15 protein-coding genes are annotated in these 18,075 nt (G+C 72.5%); 5 read left to right on the top strand and 10 right to left on the bottom strand.

Annotation, left to right across the window (positions count from 1 at the left end; translation table 11 throughout):
• The first annotated feature begins 151 nt into the window (after window positions 1-151).
• Both ACH4XV_RS19820 and ACH4XV_RS19815 read left to right on the top strand, forming a co-directional pair.
• Complete coding sequence (locus tag ACH4XV_RS19820; protein ID WP_395791460.1) at window positions 152-997, top strand: glycoside hydrolase family 3 C-terminal domain-containing protein; 846 nt, start codon at window positions 152-154, stop codon at window positions 995-997.
• Between the two features lie 148 nt (window positions 998-1,145).
• Window positions 1,146-1,724 (top strand): hypothetical protein, encoded by a 579-nt coding sequence (locus tag ACH4XV_RS19815; RefSeq protein ID WP_395791458.1) that lies wholly within the window; start codon window positions 1,146-1,148, stop codon window positions 1,722-1,724.
• A gap of 45 nt (window positions 1,725-1,769) precedes the next feature.
• Here ACH4XV_RS19815 and ACH4XV_RS19810 read toward each other — a convergent pair whose 3' ends face one another.
• On the bottom strand, window positions 1,770-2,354 hold the full coding sequence (locus ACH4XV_RS19810) for a DUF1707 and DUF4870 domain-containing protein (protein ID WP_395791456.1): 585 nt from the start codon (window positions 2,352-2,354) through the stop codon (window positions 1,770-1,772).
• A 269-nt stretch (window positions 2,355-2,623) separates the two neighbouring features.
• On the opposite strand from ACH4XV_RS19810, the gene ACH4XV_RS19805 reads away from it, so the two are divergent.
• Complete coding sequence (locus ACH4XV_RS19805) at window positions 2,624-4,915, top strand: beta-propeller domain-containing protein (protein WP_395791454.1); 2,292 nt, start codon at window positions 2,624-2,626, stop codon at window positions 4,913-4,915.
• Between the two features lie 95 nt (window positions 4,916-5,010).
• Window positions 5,011-5,469, top strand: coding sequence for a MaoC family dehydratase (locus ACH4XV_RS19800; protein ID WP_395791452.1), 459 nt, complete (start codon window positions 5,011-5,013; stop codon window positions 5,467-5,469).
• A gap of 157 nt (window positions 5,470-5,626) precedes the next feature.
• Here ACH4XV_RS19800 and ACH4XV_RS19795 read toward each other — a convergent pair whose 3' ends face one another.
• From ACH4XV_RS19795 to fxsA, 9 genes are all read right to left on the bottom strand, one after another.
• Window positions 5,627-6,799, bottom strand: coding sequence for an NADH:flavin oxidoreductase (locus ACH4XV_RS19795; protein ID WP_395791450.1), 1,173 nt, complete (start codon window positions 6,797-6,799; stop codon window positions 5,627-5,629).
• The gene (locus ACH4XV_RS19790) at window positions 6,796-7,410 is read right to left on the bottom strand and encodes a TetR/AcrR family transcriptional regulator (RefSeq protein ID WP_395791448.1); all 615 of its coding nucleotides are present in this window, start codon (window positions 7,408-7,410) and stop codon (window positions 6,796-6,798) included. Before ACH4XV_RS19790 ends, ACH4XV_RS19795 begins: the two co-directional genes overlap by 4 nt.
• A gap of 91 nt (window positions 7,411-7,501) precedes the next feature.
• The gene (locus tag ACH4XV_RS19785; RefSeq protein ID WP_395791446.1) at window positions 7,502-8,395 is read right to left on the bottom strand and encodes a universal stress protein; all 894 of its coding nucleotides are present in this window, start codon (window positions 8,393-8,395) and stop codon (window positions 7,502-7,504) included.
• Between the two features lie 117 nt (window positions 8,396-8,512).
• On the bottom strand, window positions 8,513-8,707 hold the full coding sequence (locus tag ACH4XV_RS19780; protein WP_379996634.1) for a DUF2304 domain-containing protein: 195 nt from the start codon (window positions 8,705-8,707) through the stop codon (window positions 8,513-8,515).
• 332 nt (window positions 8,708-9,039) lie between these two features.
• A complete protein-coding gene (gene fxsT, locus ACH4XV_RS19775) occupies window positions 9,040-12,930 on the bottom strand; it encodes an FxSxx-COOH system tetratricopeptide repeat protein (RefSeq protein ID WP_395791444.1) in 3,891 nt (1,296 codons plus the stop codon).
• A gap of 4 nt (window positions 12,931-12,934) precedes the next feature.
• Window positions 12,935-13,693, bottom strand: a complete 759-nt coding sequence (locus ACH4XV_RS19770; RefSeq protein WP_395791442.1) for a hypothetical protein — start codon at window positions 13,691-13,693, stop codon at window positions 12,935-12,937.
• Window positions 13,694-13,823: 130 nt separating this feature from the next.
• Window positions 13,824-15,185, bottom strand: coding sequence for an HEXXH motif domain-containing protein (locus ACH4XV_RS19765; RefSeq protein WP_395791440.1), 1,362 nt, complete (start codon window positions 15,183-15,185; stop codon window positions 13,824-13,826).
• Window positions 15,182-16,339, bottom strand: a complete 1,158-nt coding sequence (locus ACH4XV_RS19760) for an FxsB family cyclophane-forming radical SAM/SPASM peptide maturase (RefSeq protein WP_395791438.1) — start codon at window positions 16,337-16,339, stop codon at window positions 15,182-15,184. Before ACH4XV_RS19760 ends, ACH4XV_RS19765 begins: the two co-directional genes overlap by 4 nt.
• Before the next feature lie 14 nt (window positions 16,340-16,353).
• The gene (gene fxsA, locus ACH4XV_RS19755) at window positions 16,354-16,620 is read right to left on the bottom strand and encodes an FxSxx-COOH cyclophane-containing RiPP peptide (RefSeq protein ID WP_395791436.1); all 267 of its coding nucleotides are present in this window, start codon (window positions 16,618-16,620) and stop codon (window positions 16,354-16,356) included.
• Window positions 16,621-16,918: 298 nt separating this feature from the next.
• On the opposite strand from fxsA, the gene ACH4XV_RS19750 reads away from it, so the two are divergent.
• On the top strand, window positions 16,919-17,974 hold the full coding sequence (locus ACH4XV_RS19750; protein WP_395791434.1) for a TIR domain-containing protein: 1,056 nt from the start codon (window positions 16,919-16,921) through the stop codon (window positions 17,972-17,974).
• Window positions 17,975-18,075 lie beyond the last annotated feature (101 nt).

Here is an 18,075-nt window from a genome sequence, read left to right as displayed (position 1 = left end):
GGAACCCGACGGATCGGGCGACCCACCGCGCATCCCCGGTGGCTGCGCCGAGGCACGCCGATGCCCCCGGCGCGCATTCGGCCCATTGTACGGAGCCTTCGTGACCCCCGGGTGAACCGCGGCGGGCGCCGGAGTCCACGACCTCCCCATCATGGGCCAGGCCATGCCCGCCCGGGCCTGGGGCGTGGAGGAGCTGTCCGTCCCCGACCGGGTGCTGCGCGTCCTGGAGGCGGGCTGCGACCAGTTCGGCGGCGAGCACATCCCCGAGCAGATCGTCGCGTTGGTCGAGGCGGGCCGGCTCACCGAGGAGCGGCTCGACGTGTCGGCGCGGCGCCTGCTGCGGGAGAAGTTCGTACTCGGCCTGTTCGACCACCCCTTCGTCGACCCGGCCGGCGCCGCCGCGTCCGTCGGCGCGCCCGCCGGCATCGCCGCCGGGCTGCGCGCGCAGAGCAGGTCGGTCACCGTACTGAAGAACGACGCGCCCGAGCGCGACTCCCGACGCGGCGAGCCGACCCTGCCGTTGGCCGAGGGTTCGCGCGTGTACGTCCGGGGCCTGGACGCCGAGGTGGCGGCCGGCTACGGCACGGTCGTGGCCACGCCCGAGGAGGCCGACGTGGCGATCCTCCGGGTCAAGACCCCGTTCGAACCGCGCGAGGGCGGTTTCGAACAGTTCTTCCACGCGGGTTCGCTGGAGTTCGACGCGGTCGAGCCGGCCGCGATCCTGGAGCTGTGCGCGACGGTACCGACGATCGTGGACGTGTATCTGGAGCGCCCGGCGGTGCTCCCGGACATCGCCGAGTCCGCCGCCGCGCTGGTGGCGAACTACGGCTGCGCCGACGGTCCGCTGCTCAACGCGCTGTTCGGTCGGGTACGGCCCGAGGGCAACCTGCCGTTCGAGCTGCCGCGCTCGATGGCCGACGTACGCGCGCAGCGCTCGGACGTACCCCGGGACGGTAAGGACCCGGTCTTCGTGTTCGGGCACGGGCTGCGCTACTGACCCGTCCGCGCCGAGCCGGGCCGACGCCCGTGGGGGCCGGCCGACCCACCCCGTCGGCCGGCCCCCGCCGGCCCCGATCGCCCCGTACCGGAAACGCCCGACACGCACCGGTTCACCATTGCCGCCCGCGCCTGCTTAGGGTGCTGCCATGGGTAGCGAGCGGCGGGAGTGTGTGGCGCTCTCCCTGCACGCGACCGCCCGGGCACTGCGGCGGTACCGGCTTCGCGCCGTGGCGGTGACGGTCGTGGGTCTGGCGTGCACCGGGGCGTGGTTCGTGATTCTGTCCGCCGGCAGCGACGGGGGCGACGGCGCGGCCCTGGGCGGCTGGGGCATGGTCCCGCTCGTGGTCGGCGCGACGGCCCTGGTGATCGGAATCGGCGCGCTCGTCCTGGCCCGGCGCATGCGGCGCACGCTGGCCCGGCATCCCTGGGTCGCCTGCTCCTGCCGCTTCCGCGATCCGGCCGACGGGGACGGCGCGTGGGGGCCGCCGCTGGTGATCGGCGACCGCGCCGGCGACGGCACGCAGTACGCGCTGACCGTGGTGTCCATGTCGCACCGCTGGTGGCACCTGCACAAGTGCGACGGCGGTGACGTGTGGTTCGCGGGCGACCCCGCGCACGGGGGTGTGGTCTCCCCGCCGGGTGGCGAACTCCTGCTGTGGACCAGGCCGGGCCGACTCGGCCGCAGCAGCCGACCCGCGCGCCGGGCGAACCCGGCGGGGGCCTGACCGACCCCCTCTATCCGACCCCCCGCCCACCGCCGACCGGCCGCGTCACTTCACCACCCGCAGGCTGATCGGGTAGCGCATCACATCGCCGCCCGCCGCCCGCGCCCCGCCGATGATCGCGCAGACCGCGATGGCCGAGTACATGGCGCCGATCAGCACACCGCCCACGTCGCCGAGCAGGGACAGGAGCGGGGTGAGCACGAACGAGAGCAGACAGGTCAGTTGGAAGTTGAGCGCCGCGCTCGCGTTGTCCCGCACGAACGGCGACTGCCTGCCCACACTCCGGCGGATCAGGAACGGACCCAGTACCGGAGCGCAGAACCCGCTCCAGTGCGCCGCCGCGCTCCACCCCCGCTCACGCCCCGGCTGCATGCGCGCGAACGCCGGCCGGTTGAGCCACCACGGCGGCGGCCCGGGCATCGGGCGCGGCACGAGCGGCGGCGGAGCCGGCATCGGCATCAGCAGGTCCTCGAGCAGCGTCTCCAGGTCCGCCCGGGTCTTCCCGGCCAGCGCGGAGGCCACCCGTTCCTCGAACTCGTCGGCGGTCAACCGGCCTTCGCCGAACGCGAACTTCAAGTGCTCGATCGTGCGCTCACGATCCGCGTCGCCCACCCGCATGTGTGGGGGCATGCCATACCAATGGGGTGGATGAGGACCGGAATTCGGGTGCATGCGCGGCTCCTCTCGCTGTGCACACGGCTCCGTACAGCATGCGCCGTGAACGGAGTGTGGTCCATCAGGGATAACCCTTGGCCCGACCCCGAGACAACAGCCGCAAGGATGACCCGGATCCGCCTCGCGGTGGCCGATCCGCGGCCGGCGGCGTGCCCGTCCGGGCCGGTTTCCGACTCCCTTCGGGGCCGAGGGAACCGTTCCGCGAGCCGCTCCGTCACAGGGCCATGCGAATCCACGACGGTTCCACGCGCGGGGCCGCGGCCCTGCCGATATTCGTACTGGCGGCGGGACTCGTCGTCGGCGGCTGCACCTCCTCCGGCGGCGGCTCCAAGCCGGACCCGGAGCGCACGACCGTCTCGAACGCCGAGTCGGCGCGGCTGAGCACGTTCGACTCGTGTGGCGCGCTGGTCGACGACTTCCGCGCGGCGGCGCTGCGGAACATGCCCGAGGAGACCCGGTCGGTGCCCATCGCCGGCGAGCCGGTCGCCGGCGCACCGGCCGCCGCGCCCAACGCGGCGGAGGGCAAGTCGGCGGATCTGGCCGCGCCCGCCGCGCCCACCACACCGGAGCACTCGACCACGAACACCCAGGAGGTCGGCGTCGACGAGCCCGACCTGGTCAAGAGCGACGGGCGCCGGGTACTGACCGTGGCAAACGGGCGGTTGACCGTGGTCGACACCGCCACCCACAGGGTCACCGGCTCGCTGGCCGTGCCGGGGGCGCGCGCGACCGAGATGTTGTTGTCCGGCGATCGGGCCCTGCTGATCCTGGACGGCGGCCCGAGCCTGCCGAAGGGCAAGGGCGGTTCCGGCAAGATGGCGCCGATCCCCGGCGATCCGGGGCTGCCGGGGACGAACATGCAGGCGCGCTTCGTCCTGGTCGACCTCACCGGCGCGCCGCGGACCCTGGGCGACCTGACCGTGGACGGCGCCTACGCAGACGCTCGCCAGGTGGGCAGCACCGCGCGCATCGTGGTTCGCTCACGCCCGCGCCTGAACACGTCGACGTACCGGATCTCGGACAGGGACAAGGCCGTCGACCGGATCCGCCGCTCGACCGTCGGGGACTGGCTGCCGCAGTTCACCCTCGCCGCGAACGGCCGCACCGAATCCGGCAACCTGGTCGGCTGCGACCGGGTCAGCCGCCCGGCGAGCCGAGCGGGCGAGCCGGGACACACCGGCGCCGCGACGCTGAGCGTGTTGTCCTTCGACCTGACCCGCGACCTGGACAAGGGCGACCCGGTGACGGTGGCCGCCGACGTGAACAACGTGTACGCCTCGGAGTCCAACCTCTACCTGGCGACCACCACCTCCCGGCGCGACGTCTCGAAGGACGCGAAGGTGGTCGGCGGCGGCCCGCCGACCACGACCACCGCGATCAACCAGCTCGACATCTCCGGCAAGGGCACCCCGAAGCCGGTCGCCACCGGCGTGGTCTCCGGCACGATGGTCAACCAGTACGCGATGTCCGAACTCGGCGGCAATCTGCGGGTGGCGACGACCCTGAGTCCGGGCGACCCGACGATCCCGCAGAGCGGCCCCGGCAACATCCCGCCCGGCGGCACCACCCGAAGCACCACCGCACCGGGCGGTTCCGTGCCGGGCGCGCCGGGCACCTTCAAGCCCGGCACCATCGCGCCGAGCGCCGCCCAGGGCAGCGCGGCGCCGGCCGACTCGGTGCCCGGCAGCGCCCCCAACGGCTCGTCCGGTTCCGCCATCGCGCCGAGCGACGGCACCGACACCCGACCGACCCCGCCGAGCATGCCGAGCGCCCGGCCGCCGACCGCACAGCCCCCGATCGCCCCGCGTTCCAGCAGCGAATCGGCGGTCACCGTCCTGGCCCGCAACGGCGACAAGCTGACCCAGATCGGCCGGGTGGGCGGACTCGGCCGCACCGAGCGCATCATGGGCGTGCGCTTCGCCGGACCGATCGCCTACGTGGTGACCTTCCGACAGACCGACCCGCTGTACACGATCGACCTGAGCGACCCGCGCAATCCCCGCACCGTCGGCGAACTGAAGATCAACGGATACTCGGCCTACCTGCACCCGATCGCCGATGGCCGGCTGATCGGCGTCGGCCAGGACGCCACCGACGGCGGCATGCGCCTGGGCACCCAGGTGTCCCTGTTCGACGTACACACCCTGGCCGATCCGACCCGGGTCGCGCAGTACACGATCCCCAGCGGCAGCTCGCAGGCGGAGCAGGACGCGCACGCGTTCCTGTACTGGCCCAAGGACGGCACCGTGGTGGTGCCGGTGACGGGCACCTACTCGATGCCCGACCGCACGCAGATCGCCCCCGGCGAGAAGTATCCGGGCATGCGCAGCTCCTACGCGCTGGTGTTGCGTGTCGACGGCACCCGGATCGTCGAGGTGGGCCGGGTCACCCACCCCGACTCCAGGATCCTGCGCTCGCTGGTGGTGGGCGACGAGTTGTGGACCGTCTCGGCCGCGGGCATCTCCGTCGACCGGCTCGCCGACGTGCGCCAAGTGGCCTGGATCCCGATCGGCTGAGCGCCGCCGGGCGTCCCCGAAACGCCTCGTCGGAGGCGGTCTGGTATACCCGGAGCAGCTGATCTGACAGACCATCAGAAACGATCGGAGCACCCATGGCGGTCACCGTCTTCACCGACCTCCGGCAGATCAAGGACGCGGTGGGCAAACACCTGGGCCACAGCGACTGGCTGGAGATCACCCAGGAGCGGATCAACCTGTTCGCCGACGCGACCGGGGACCACCAGTGGATCCACGTCGACGTGGAGAAGGCGAAGGAGGGCCCGTTCGGCGCGCCGATCGCACACGGCTACCTGACCCTGGCGCTGTCCAACCTCTTCCTGCCGCAGATCCTCGAGGTGCGCAACATCTCGATGGGGGTGAACTACGGCATGGAGAAGGTGCGCTTTCCGGCCCCGGTCCCGGTCGGCTCGCGGGTCCGCGGCGGCGCGGAGATCGTGGCGGTCGCGGACATCGCCGGGGGCGTCCAGGTGGTCAACCGGATCACCGTCGAGATCGAGGGATCGGCCAAGCCCGCCTGCGTGATCGACTCGGTCACCCGCTACCTGCTCTGACCGACCGCCGCGACACCGACCGCGGTCGGTGTCCCCGAACGCCGGACGGGCGCGCGTGCGCGACCCGTTCGGCCGTTCCGCTGCCGTGCTCGGCGACGTGTGCCCCGTCGCCGAGCACGGAAGTGGAGGCGCGGCCGTGACTCGGCCACACCTTCGCTTACGCCTCCGGCTCGATCAGCACGCAGCGGGTGCGGCTGTAGATCGTCGGCATACATTTGTTGCAGTGCACGCACAACGACCGGGTCTTCGGCTCGGCCGCGATGCGGTTGACCAGGTCCGGCTCGCGCAGCACCGCGCGGCCCATCGCCACGAACTCGAAGCCCTCGGCCATCGCCAGGTCCATCGTGTCCCGGTTGGTGATGCCGCCGAGCAGGATCAGCGGCAGCTTCAGCTCGGCCCGGAACTGCCGGGCGGAGGCCAGCAGATAGGCCTCCTCGTAGGGGTACGACCGCAGGATGCGCCTGCCGATCAGCTTGACCCCCGTACGCTGCGGCTGCGGGAAGGTCGCGGCGAACTCCGGCACCGGGGCGTCGCCGCGGAAGAGGTACATCGGGTTGAGCAGCGAACTGCCCGCGGTCAGCTCCAGCGCGTCCAGCGAGCCGTCCTCCTCCAACCAGCGCGCGGTCTGGATGCTCTCGTCCAGCCAGATCCCGCCCGGGACGCCGTCCTCCATGTTGAGCTTGGCGGTCACCGCGATCCGGTCGCCCACCGCGTCGCGCACCGCGCGACACACCCCGCGCGCGACCTTGGCCCGGTTGGCGAGCGAGCCGCCGTACGCGTCCTTGCGGTGGTTGAGCTTGGGGCTGAGGAAGGCGCTGGCGAAGTAGTTGTGGCCCAGGTGGATCTCCACCGCGTCGAACCCGGCCTCGATCGCGAACAGCGCGGCCTCGGCGTGCGCGCGGGTGATCCGGGCGATGTCCCGCTCGCCGGCGGCCAGCGTGGTGCGCATGCCCAGCGGGTTGAACATCCGCCCCGCGGACAGGGCCGGTCGGCCGTTGGAGGCGGCGTTGGCCACCGGGCCGGCGTGGCCGATCTGGGCGGAGACCGCCGCGCCCTCGGCGTGCACCGCGTCGGTGAGCCGGCGCAGCCCCGGCACCGCCTCGGGCCGCATCCAGATCTGGTGCCGGTCGGTGCGGCCCTCGGGGGCGACCGCGCAGTAGGCGACGGTGGTCATCCCGATGCCGCCGGCGGCGGGGCGGCGGTGGTACTCGATCAGGTCGTCGGTGACCAGCGCGTCCGGGGTGGCGCCCTCGAACGTGGCGGCCTTGACGATCCGGTTGCGCAGCGTGAGCGGGCCGAGCTTGGCGGGGGCGAGGACGTCGGGTATCACGGGGCACCTCGTTCGGGAGGGGACGGATCGGCCGGGCGCGGCGCGTCCAGGCCGGCGGTGACGAAGGCGGCGACGGTCGCGGCGGCGGGCGGGGGCACGAACGCGTCGGCCACGGGTTGGCCGTAGAGCTGGAGCAGCAGGTCGAAGGCGAGCCGCCAGCGGTCCGCGATCTCCCGCTCGCCCAGGTCCGAACGGGCGGCGGCCAGCAGCTCGCGCCAGGGCCGGTGCCGGAACCACGGGTCGTCCCAGGGCAGTTCCCGCCCGGACAGCACGGTCCGGGCGAGCAGTTGCAGCAACATCGGCCCGCTCGGCTCGCGGGCCAGCCGGTCGAACGGTTCGACGATCACCGTGACCACCTCGGCGACGGTGGGTGTCCACCCGGCCGCCCGGGCCCGGTCCAGCTCGGCCAGCGGTTCGGCCCACAGCGGGCCCAGGCGCTGTTGCAGCAGCGCGACCACCAGGTCCCGCTTGGAGCCGAAGTGGTAGTGCACGGCGGCCGGATTCATCCCCGCGGCGGCGTTGACCGCCCGCACGGAGACCCTGTCGTAGCCCTGCGCGAGGAAGAGCCGTTCGGCCTCGTCGAGCAGCCGGGCCCGGGATTGTGCGGTCACGGCAGGCACCAAACCACGAACCGCCGGCATTTTCAATCACTGATTGAATCGATGATGGAACGGCGGCCCGAGCGCCGAAGCAGACCGGTGGTCAGCGCTGGGGCACCACCAGGACCGGGCACCGCGCGTGTTCGATCGTGGTCGTCGCGACGTGGCCGACCCAGTGCCGCAGCGGGCCGCGCCGGCGCCGCACGCCGACCACGGCCAGCGCGCTGCCGGCCGACGCCTCGACGAGCGTGGCCGCGGCGTCCGCCATGACCGAGTCCGCGCGCACCTCGACGTCGGGGAACCGCTCGCGCGCCGCCGCCAACGCCTGCTCGAGCGCCGTCGCGTGCACCTCGGCGACCGCGCGCATGTCCGCCTCGCTCGGCCCGGCCAGGCCCGCGTACCCGGGCCAACTCCACGCGTGCACCGCGTGCACCGGCAGCCCCCGATCCCGGGCCGCCTCGAACGCGGCCGACACCGCCCGGCCGTCGCCGTCGCCCTGGACCCCGAGCAGTACATCCGCGCCGCCCGCCCCGGCCCCGTCGGCCGCCGCCCCGTGCTCACCGCGCACGATCAGCAGCGGACACTCGGTACGCGCCGCCAGATGCCGCGACACCGAGCCGAGCAGGAGCCCGACGAACCCGCCGCGCCCCCGCGATCCGGCGACCAGCAACATCGCTCCCTCGGCCGCCGCGAGCAGCGCGTCGCCCGGCAGGCCGTAGCCCACCCGGGCATCGACGGCCAGGTTCGGACAACGGCGCAGCGCCGCCGCCGCGGCATCGCGGACCAACTCCTCGGCGGCACGCCGGGTCTCCTCGTTCGGCTCCACCGGCTCGAACCCGGGCGTGGCCATCGGCACCCGGATCGCGTGCACCACCCGCAACAGCGCGCCCGCGCGAGCGGCTTCCTCCGCGGCCCGGGCCAGCGCCCGATCACCGTGCTCCGAACCGTCGATGCCCACGACCACCAGGGGTGGCCCGACCGCGCCCGTGTCCGCCATGCCCGCCCTCCTCCGTCCATCACCCGAGGTTCCGCCGCCGCCCGGGATCCCGCCGCCGAAACGGCGAAGACCGGCCCGGCGGAGCTGCCGCCGGGCCGGTTCGGGTGACCGCCGCGATCAGAAGTTCAGATTGCTCAGCAGATTCGCGACGCTCTTGCCGCTGCTGTGGATGCTCGGCGCGATCGAGGTGCTCGCCAGATAGAACCCGAGCAGCGCGCACACGATCGCGTGCGGGATTCGCATGCCGCCCTTGCGGATGAAGATGAAGACGATGACGCCCAGCAGGAGGACGGTGGAGATGGACAAGGCCATGGGGGTGACTCCTCGGAAGGCGCGCTCGGGAGCGCAGGGGACGGAACGGCCGCGCCGATTTCGGGACAGCGCGAAGAGTGCCGGTGGGAACGGCGGAACGTGCGTGCATGTGTCACCGGGACAAAAACTAACAGAAAGTGTCGACAAAAGTGCAAAGTGTCACACTTCTGCTCATCGAGTCGCGGCGAGTCGCGCAGCCCGACGGCGTGTCCCCGGCCGGTCCCGGCGTGTCGCGGCCCTGCGAACCGCCCCCGAACCGCCCCCGAACACGGCCGGGCCGGCCCGACACGAGGTCGGACCGGCCCGGAGTGTGACCGTGGGAGCTGCGCCGATCAGGTCGGCGGCACCTCGATGTCGGTCTCCAGTCGGCGGTGCTCGCGCAGCCCCCGGGTGATCGGGTGGTCGTCGCCGAGCTTGCGCCGACACGCACGCTCGGTGCGGGTGAACCACTCGCGGGACTCCTCCCGACGGCCGATCTCACCCAGACTGTGCACCCGGTTGCAGGCCGCGACCAGGGTGTGCGGGTGATCCGCGCCCAGCAGCTCCTCGTATCGCTCGCAGGTGACCCGGTCGAGTTCGGCGCACTCGTCGACCTCGCCCGCCCGATAGAGGTTGTTCGCGTGGTTCACCGCGGCCGCGAGGGTGAACGGGTGCTCCTCGCCCAACGCTTCGCGCAGCCCCTCGACGCACCTGCGCCCCAGCGCCAGCGCCTCTTCGAGCCGGTCGACCGCCCGCAGGTAGCTCGACAGGTTGCTGCCGCATCCGAACGTGAACGGGTGTTGCCCGCCGAACTGCTCGCGATAGCCCTGATAGGTGTCCTGGGCCAGTTCGAGGGCCTGCTCGTTGTTGCCCATCGCACTGTGGTCGGCCGCGAGGTTGAGCGCGCAGGCCAGCATGTCGGGGTGGGTCGGGCTCAGGAAGGCGCGGTACTTCTCCAGCGTGTCGCTGTCCAGCGACCGGGCGTAGCGGGCGTCCCCCGTCTGCCGGATCGTCACCGCGAGGTTCTTGGAGGTGCGCAGCGCGTCCCGGACCCGACCGTTGGCCTCCTCGATGGCCAGCGTGCGCTGCAAGACCGCCCGCGAGCCCGCGTAGTCACCCAGCTCACGCAGGTCCTGACCGACCTGGTTGGCCAGGAAGCACGTGTGCGGGTGGTCCTCGCCCTGGATTCGCCGCCGCCAGTCGTAGGCGGTCTGGTGCACCTCGCGCGCCTCCTCCAGGCGACCGGTCAGGCGCAGCGAGACGCCGAGGTTGTTGGCCGCGAGCAGGGCGTCGTTGGTGTCCTCGCCGAACACCTCGCTGAATCGCCGGTAGTTGTCCCGGTCCGATTCGAGGGCGGTCTCGAAGCGGCCGAGCGAACGCAGGTCGCCGCCGTAGCCGCGCCCGGTGATCAGGGTGTGCGGGTGGTCCGGTCCCAGTGCCGCGCGCTGCGCCTCCAGGGTGGCCCGGTCCAGGTCGTACGCCTTGCGGTACTTGCCCTGGGACCGGTACACGTTCGCCAGTTGGGTGCACATCCGCAGCGTCAGCGGGTCGTGCCGACTGAATCGCGCGCGCCACCGGTCCAGCGCGACCTCGGCGATGTACTGGGCGAATTCCCAGTCGTCGGAGCGCCATGCGAAGCGGACCTGCTCGACGATCCAGCGGCGCACGCCCTCGGAGTCGCTCTCCAGGGCGCGCGAGGGCACGAGGTGCTTGTACAGCTCCTCGTACGCCTCCCGGTTCGCCGGATCGTCCACGTCGCCGGGGGCGTTCGCGGCCAGGATCTCCAGGGTTCGGGCGCGCCGGGCGATGTTGTCCTCGGCCGGCATCTGGTCCCGCAGCACGGCCTGGACCAGGCGGTGCACCTGGATGGTGTCCGCGCCTCGGTCCACCCGGGCCAGCGCGTATCGGCCGAGCTGCTGGAAGATCCGGGACAACAACAGCGTGTCGCCGAGCGAGCTGTCCACCCGGATCAGTTCCTGGAGCACCTCGCGCGAGCGCAGCAGCCGCATCGAGATGGAGTCGGGCGACAGGTAGGCGCACAGCTCCAGCAGGCGCACCGCGGCCGGCTGCCGCTCCTTCAGCTCGTCCAGGGAGACGGTCCACGTCGCGGCGGCGGTGGTCGGGTAGTCCGGCGGCTGACCCTCCTCCAGAATCGCGGTGACCCGCGTGTTCACCCGCTCCAGGTAGTCCTCGACCGGCATCGCCGACTCGGCCAGCCAGGCGCCCGCCTGTTCGACCGCCAGCGGCAGGTCGCCCAGCGCGGTGGCGACCTTCTGCGCGTCGGCCTCGGTCAGCGCCGGCACCCGGCGCTGGAGCAGCGCGACGCTCTCGTCGCGGCGGAACACGGGTACTTCGAGCGGGCGGGCGGTGCGCGCCCACAGGTCGTTGCGCGAGGTGACCAGGACGTGGCCGTTGACGCTGCCCTGCGGCATCAGGTTGGCCAGCGAGGCGGGCTCGTCGGCGTTGTCGTAGATCACCAGCCAGCGGTCGTAGGGCTCGCCCTGTTGCAGGCTCTGGAGCACCGTGGCCGCCGCGTCGCCCACGTTCTCCCCGGTGGACAGGTCGAGCCGGACGCCCAGTCGGGCGAGTTGCGCGGCGACGCCCTGTGCCTGCTCGGCGGACACCCACCAGATGATGTCGTAGTCGGCGGCGAAGCGGTGGGCGTACTCCAGCGCGACCTGGGTCTTGCCCACGCCGCCCAGGCCGTGCAGAGCTTGGGGCAGCACCGCGGTGGCGCCCTTGGCCAACTGGTCGCGCAGGCGTTCGAGGATGTCGTCGCGTCCGGTGAAGGCCGAGTGCCGGGGCAGCAGTTGGGACACCCTGGGCTTGGTGCCGGGGAAGCGGGGGCCCTCCGCTGGCGGCGCCTCCGAGGGGGTGCGGCCGAACGCGGCCAGCAGCGCGGTGCGCGCGTGCTCCTCGGACAGCGCGGAGAGGGAGACCGTGTCGCCCACGCCCGGGTCGAGGTCGAGCCCGTCGTCCACCTGCAGCGTCACCACGGCCACCCGATCCGCCGAGGCGAGCCGGCGCAGCGCGGTGCGCATCGCGGTCCATGCCCGGCTGGGCAGCGAGTCGGGCGAGGACAGCACCACGACGCTGTCCACGTCCTCCAACCGCTCCAGCGGCGTGTCGCAGCCCCCCGTGCCGACCACCTGGGTACCGGCGGCGATCAGTTGGGCGCGTACCCAGTCGACCCACATGCGGTCGCGGGCGCTGTAGAGGATGCGCACGGTGACCGGGGCGGTGTACCGGATGCGCTCGAAGCGGCGCAGTTCGCGGCGGCGCTCGCCCTCCTCGACGGGGTCGAGTCGGGTGATCGCGCCTTCGGTGAGCACACCGGTCAGCCGCTCGTACGCGGCGAGCAGGCTGCCCTCCTGGAGCGGGCGGTCGCCCAGGGTGGCCAGGGTCTCCTCGTAGGCGTAGAACGCCTTGTACGGGATCTCCACCTCGCCCCAGTACTTGGTGCGCTCCGCCTCGGAGTATTCCGCGAGGAATTCGGCGAAGCGCTCGCGCGCGTGGTCGCGGCCGGCTTCGAGCTTGTCCTTCTCGTCGTCCTCGACGCGCATCGGCACGGGCAGGATGCGCAGCGGGCGCTCGGCCTGCCGGGCGATCGAGCGGGCCACGTTGACGCCGCCGTCGATGGCCTGCTCGTTGAGGGTGAAGCCGTCCACCACGGTGTCGGGCAGCAGGGTGGTACAGATGCCGGCGATGTCGTTGAGGCCGGTACGGCTGTCGATCAGGGCGTAGTCGTAGGACGCGCGCATGTCCTCGCGCAGCGCGTCCAGGAAGCCGATGCCGTGCGGACTCTCGCAGAAGTCGGCCCAGTTGAAGCCGGCGAGGGTCGCCGCGTATTCGTGGTTCTGCCGGCCCGGGCCGAGGAAGCGGATCAGCCCGCCGTCGGGGAAGTCGCGGTCGACCTTGACCGCGCAGCCGTCCACCCGGCTCTCCGCGATCCGGCTCGCCTCGATCATCGCGTCGGTGCTGGCCTCGGAGCCGACCACCTTGGCGAAGGCGCGGATCATGTCGAGCACGCCGCGCGTGTCCTCGAGCCGCTTGTCGATCAGGTAGGGGTGGAAGTAGCGGTGCAGGCCGGGGGATTCCAGGTCCCAGTCCACCACGAGCACACGCTTGCCCCGCGAAGCCAGGATCCAGGCCACGTTGGCCAGCGCCATCGTGCGGCCGGTGCCGCCCTTGTACGAGTAGAACGTGACGACGGTTCCCGGTGGGCCCGCTGGGTTGTCGCTCATCGCTTCAGTACTCCTCAACGTCGCCACCGGGTCCCCACAACAGTGGGCGGCGAGGGTTGTGTCGGGCCGTGATCCAGCGGGGTCGGGCGGCCGAGCCCAAGCCGGCGCGAGCGCGGGCGGGCAGCCCCCGGAAGGCGGTGGCGAACGGCGCGGAGGCCCCGAACGCGATGCGCGCGGGAGGCGGGCTCGGGCTGGGTTCGACGCGCACGGTCGGGAACAACTCGCGCGCCTCGGCCGCCGGCAGCGGGCGCAGCGGGGCACGTTCGGCCGCGACCAGCACGCGCGCCAGTTCGGCGACCAGATGCCGATAGTCGGCCGAGTGCCCCTCCAGGCGCATCAGGTCGAACAACCCCTGGCGGGCGTAGATGGGGCCGTAGTCGTTCTCGCCGCCGAAGTCGGGCCTCGGCTGCCCGTCGAGCGGGGAATCGGTGGCCCGCCAACGCACGGTGACCACCGCGTATACCTGTCGACCGGTGTGCGCCCGGTGACCGCGCACCCGTTCGGCCAGTACGGCCCATTCGCGCATGGCGCGCGGATCGGCGAGGTAGTCGGGCGACGCCAGCACGACGGCGGCGGGAACCGAGCAGGCCAGGGCCTCGGGCGTGGCGCCCACACCGGAACCGCTACACGAGGGCAGCACACCGCGTGCGCCGCCCCCCTGGGACAGCCGGGCGGCGACCGCCTGTTCGAGATCGGCGTGGAAACGCTCGACATAGGCCCGCTCATCGCCGCACGACCGACTCGTGAAGAAGACTGGTGTCATCTCGACCCCTGTTGTCGGCACTTCGTCGCGACGCGCGTGGGCTTGCCCTCCCCCGCGGTCACTCGTTGTTCCCAGGCTACCCGAGTCCATCACGCGACGTTACTCCTCGTTACATCAGGTAATCTCATGTTCATCTTTCGTTTCGTGTCGTTCCGCCCGCGTCCACGACCTGCTCGCGGGTACCGCGCCGGCCCCGGTCGCCGTTGCGCGCGACCCAGGCCCGATACCCCGAGCGCACCCGTTCGGCCGCACGGCGCGCCGCCTCGGCCGGTATGTCCTCGCGCCACCACGACTGCACCGTGCCCGCCATGGCATCCACCACACGTGCGCCGTCCGGCGTCAGTTCACCGCATTCGCGCAACGTCGCGATCGCCTCGGTGACGTGCTCGCGGTGTACGGCGAACTCGGCCTGTGCCCGATCCTGCTCCTCTCCCGTGACGGCGTGCCGGCGAACCCGCCAGAAATCCGCGATCCCCAGATGCGCGTAGGCGCCCTGCAAGAGCGCGCCCACCGGTCGGGGGTCCAACCGCCAGGGCGCCCGGTAGCGGGCGGTCGAACGTGTCGAGAGGTTCGTGATGTCCTGTATCGCGCCGAGCTTGTTGTGCTGGAACTCGTGGACGAGCGTGACGGCCAGGGTGGTCGGGCCCACCTCGGGGGTGAGCGCGAGACCCCCGAACGCGTACCGCGACGACGAACTGAGGCTGACGCCGGGCTCGCCCACCACCGGGACCAACGTGGACAACGCCGCCGGCAGCCCGGCCGCGTAGGCCCGGTGAGAGTGTGCCAGCTGATCCCAGGCGGAGGCGAAATTCCGTTGCAGCAAGGATACTTGGCGAGCCGTCAGACGTGCGCTCGGCTGCCAGCGATGCACGTCGCGATAGGGGTCGACGTCCTCGATCGCAAGTGTCGCGCTCAGCCCGGCGGCGGTGGCGGAGCACCTGCGGTTGGCCTGTCGGCGCGAGACCAGCCGGCTGCCGACCGACCACTGGCGCCCGGTCAGCGCGATCCGACCCGCGTCCGCCGCCACCCGCACCCGCCCCAGCGTGGGCAGGTACACCCAGCCGCCGACCGCGCCCAGCTCGACCCGGCCGGGCGGACCGTGTTCGGGGTCCCCGCGCAGTGCCGCCGCCGCCGCGATCGAGCCCAGGTGGCGCAGGAGTTCGTCGAGATCGGGGGCGGCCGGGTCGAGGTCGGTCCGGCCCAGGCGCAGCAGGCTGCGCATCGCCCACGCGCCGGTGTACGGGTGCATCAGCACGGTGCGCGCCGCGTCCGGCGCGGTGCGCTGCACGTGTGCGAGCAGGTCGTGGGCGTCGATGAGGTGCGCGGTGCGCGCGCTCGGCAGCCGCTCGCGGGCGGTGGCGACCACCGCGTACACCTGGAGCAGCCGGCGGCTCTCCTGCGCCCGGGCGAGCGCGGACACGGCCGCGAAGTCCCCCTGTCCGGCGGCGAGTCGATCGAAGGCCGGGCCGGTGAGCCGATGTGTCCCGATCATCCGCGACTCCTCGAATCGGCCACCAGGGCACGGACATCGGCGCGCACGCGGGCGCCGACGTGGTCGATCAGCGCGCGCAGGTCGGCGCAGTACACGGACGGATTGTCGAAGCCGTTGTCCGGGCGGTAGCGGTGCGCCCGCAGGCCGCCCCCGCAGGTGCGCACCACCGGACAGCGCCGGCACGTCGCGCTCAACCCGGCCACGCCGACCGCCGCGCGGGCGTACGCGGGGGCGGCCAGCACGGTCGCCGGGTCGTGCCGGAACACGTCGAGCCCGGTGGCCGCCGCACCGTCGTAGGCGGACTTGAGCGAGTCCTCGCGTTCGAACGTGCCGTCGGTCTCCACCACCACCGAGCCCGGCGGGCCCAGGCCCAGGACCTCGCTCTGTACGTCCCGGCCCAGGGTCAGATCCACCAGGTCCTCCAGGATCCGCACCCGCGTCTCCCGCACCGACGCCCCGTACCAGCGGTCGAAGACCGCGATCAGCCAGTCCGCGTACGGGGTTTCGCCCTCGCGTGCGCCCGGCGGCGGGAACTCCCAGGTGGCGTGCGGCAGCAGCAGGTCGAGCATCGGCGGGGCGTGCGAGAGCAGTTCCTCGTAGGTGGCCACCGGGTCGTTGCCCAGGTCGATCGTGCACAACAGGCCGCCGTACAAGGGCCGGTAGCGCGGCCGGCGCAACAGCGCGATGCCCCGGACCGCCTCGGCGTGGCTGCCGCGCCCGTCCGCGTGGCGACGGTGCCGGTCGTGCGCGAGCGCGTCGCCGTCCAGTGAGACGCCGACCCGGATCCGGTGCGCGAGCAACACCTCGGCGCAGCGTTCGTCCAGGCGAACCCCGTTGGTCTGCATGGTGATCCGCAACTCGGCCACACCCGCGAGCGCGGCGCGCAGCTCGCGCGCGATCCGGTCGATCCGGTCCGGTCCCGCGAGCAGCGGTTCGCCGCCGTGCAGCACGATGTCGAGCACTCGCAGGCCGGCCCGCTCGGCGTGTGCGCGCAACCAGGCGCCGAGCGCGCCGACGGTCGCGTCGGTCGGCACTCGGGGGCGCTCGCGCCAGCTCTGGTCCCGGAGTTCGTACACATAACAGTGATCGCACGCGAGGTCGCATCGTGCCGCGATCTTGACCACGAATTGCCGAAACGGAATCGCTTCGTGCATCGGACCTCCCACGGTCAGGCCCGAACGGTGCCGCTCCCGTCCGCCCGGGGACCCCCGGCACGGTCGTTTCCGCCCCGGGGATCGAACTCCGCCTCGACGAGAACCGGATCCACCACGCTCGTGAACCCCGCGACCACCGCCTCCGAGGGCTCCTCGGACTCGTGGACCAGGCGGCGCAGCGCCGAGGCCAGCACCGAGGCCGGCAGGTGATCCAGGTCGTCGAGACAGAGCCCGTCGAGGTCGGGCAGCGCCGACTCCACGTCACCGCGCTCTCGTTGCATCCGCAGGACCCCCGTTCCTCCCGCGTCGCCGGATGCCGGGTTCGTCTCGCCCGTCCGGCCCGGTAGCGTTCGGGCGTGCCGTCCGAGTGAAACCGTACATTCGAGTGCGGAACGTATCGCCACGATTACACAAGCCTTCCTATACTAGCCGGGCCGGGTCGATCTGCGCGATGCTCTGTGTGGGCAGAGTCGTACACGCGAACGACCGGCATGGGGGCGGCACTTGCCAGACCCGCGGCGCGGTCGCGGGTGTCGCTGGGCCGTCCTTTTGTCCGGTGCACGATCCGGGGGTCGCTTGGTGGACTACGACTTCTTCACGAGTCACGTCGCCGACCGTGATCCCAAATGGGCTGCCCGCTTCCACGACGACGTCGAGGCGGAACTGCGGCGCGGGATGGACCGGGTGCGGGCGGCGATCCGGCTGCAACCGACCTTCGGTCCGATCCAGATGCCCGACGGCGATCCGCCCGCCCAGGCGCGCGCGATGGTCGCGCTGTGTTCCGACGACTACTTCGAGGACCTGGACTGCGGGCGCGACTGGGCGGTGTTCACCGACCGGTTGCGTCGACACGAGTCGATCGTGGGGGTCTCGGCGCCGAACCTGATCGCCGTACCGTGGACCACGATCGAACAACCCGTGCCGCCCGCGGTCGGCCCGATCGAGTGGCCGGTCGGGATCCCCGCGCCCGGTCGCGGGCCGAGCGTGTTCGACATGTTGCGGCTCGGCGGTATCCGCGATCTCGGCTACGTTCGCGCGGTGCGCACCGTGGCCGATCGGGTGGCCGCGGCGCTGCGCCATCGCCTGGCGCCGCTGAACGCGGCCGAGGCGGACGAGGTGGAACCGATGTTCGGCAGCCACGACGGCGCCTCGCGCACGATGCCCGAGGTGCCGCGGCGGTTGCCGATCCTGGAGCCGGTCCCGCCGGCCCGCACCGACCTGGTGATCAGCTACGTCGGCAACGACCTGGCCTGGGCCGACTGGGTCAGCGAGGTGCTCACGTTCGAGGACTACCGGGTCTCGCTGAGCCGCTGGGACTGGAGCGCGGGCGAGAGCTTCGGCAAGGCGATGGCCCGCGCGCGCGGGATGGGCGAGCACGTGCTCGCGCTGTTCTCCGAGCACTACTTCGAGGCGCGCCGGTTGGCGATGGACGAATGGGAGGAGGCGCTGGGCGACGGGTACGCGGGCGGTCGGCTGCTGCCCATAGTCATCGGTCACACCCAGGTGCCGTCGATGTTCCGCGGCGTGCCGCCGGTCGACCTGACCGAGGCGGACGCGGTCGGCCAACGCGATCTGCTCGTGGCCGCGGTGCACCGGTTCGCGCCGCTGCCCGCGCGGAATACGGGGTTCTCCTGACCGTGTCGGACCCGATATCCCCGCCGCCGCGCCCGCCCAGGCCGGACCGGCCGCCCACGAACGCGCCTGCGCCTTCGCCTGGGCCCGGGTCCGCGAACGTA

The organism is Embleya sp. NPDC020630 (genome assembly GCF_044334985.1).
Taxonomy (GTDB): Bacteria; Actinomycetota; Actinomycetes; order Streptomycetales; family Streptomycetaceae; genus Embleya.
Note: the sequence above shows the minus strand (reverse complement) of the source record. Positions and strands in the feature narration are given on the sequence as shown.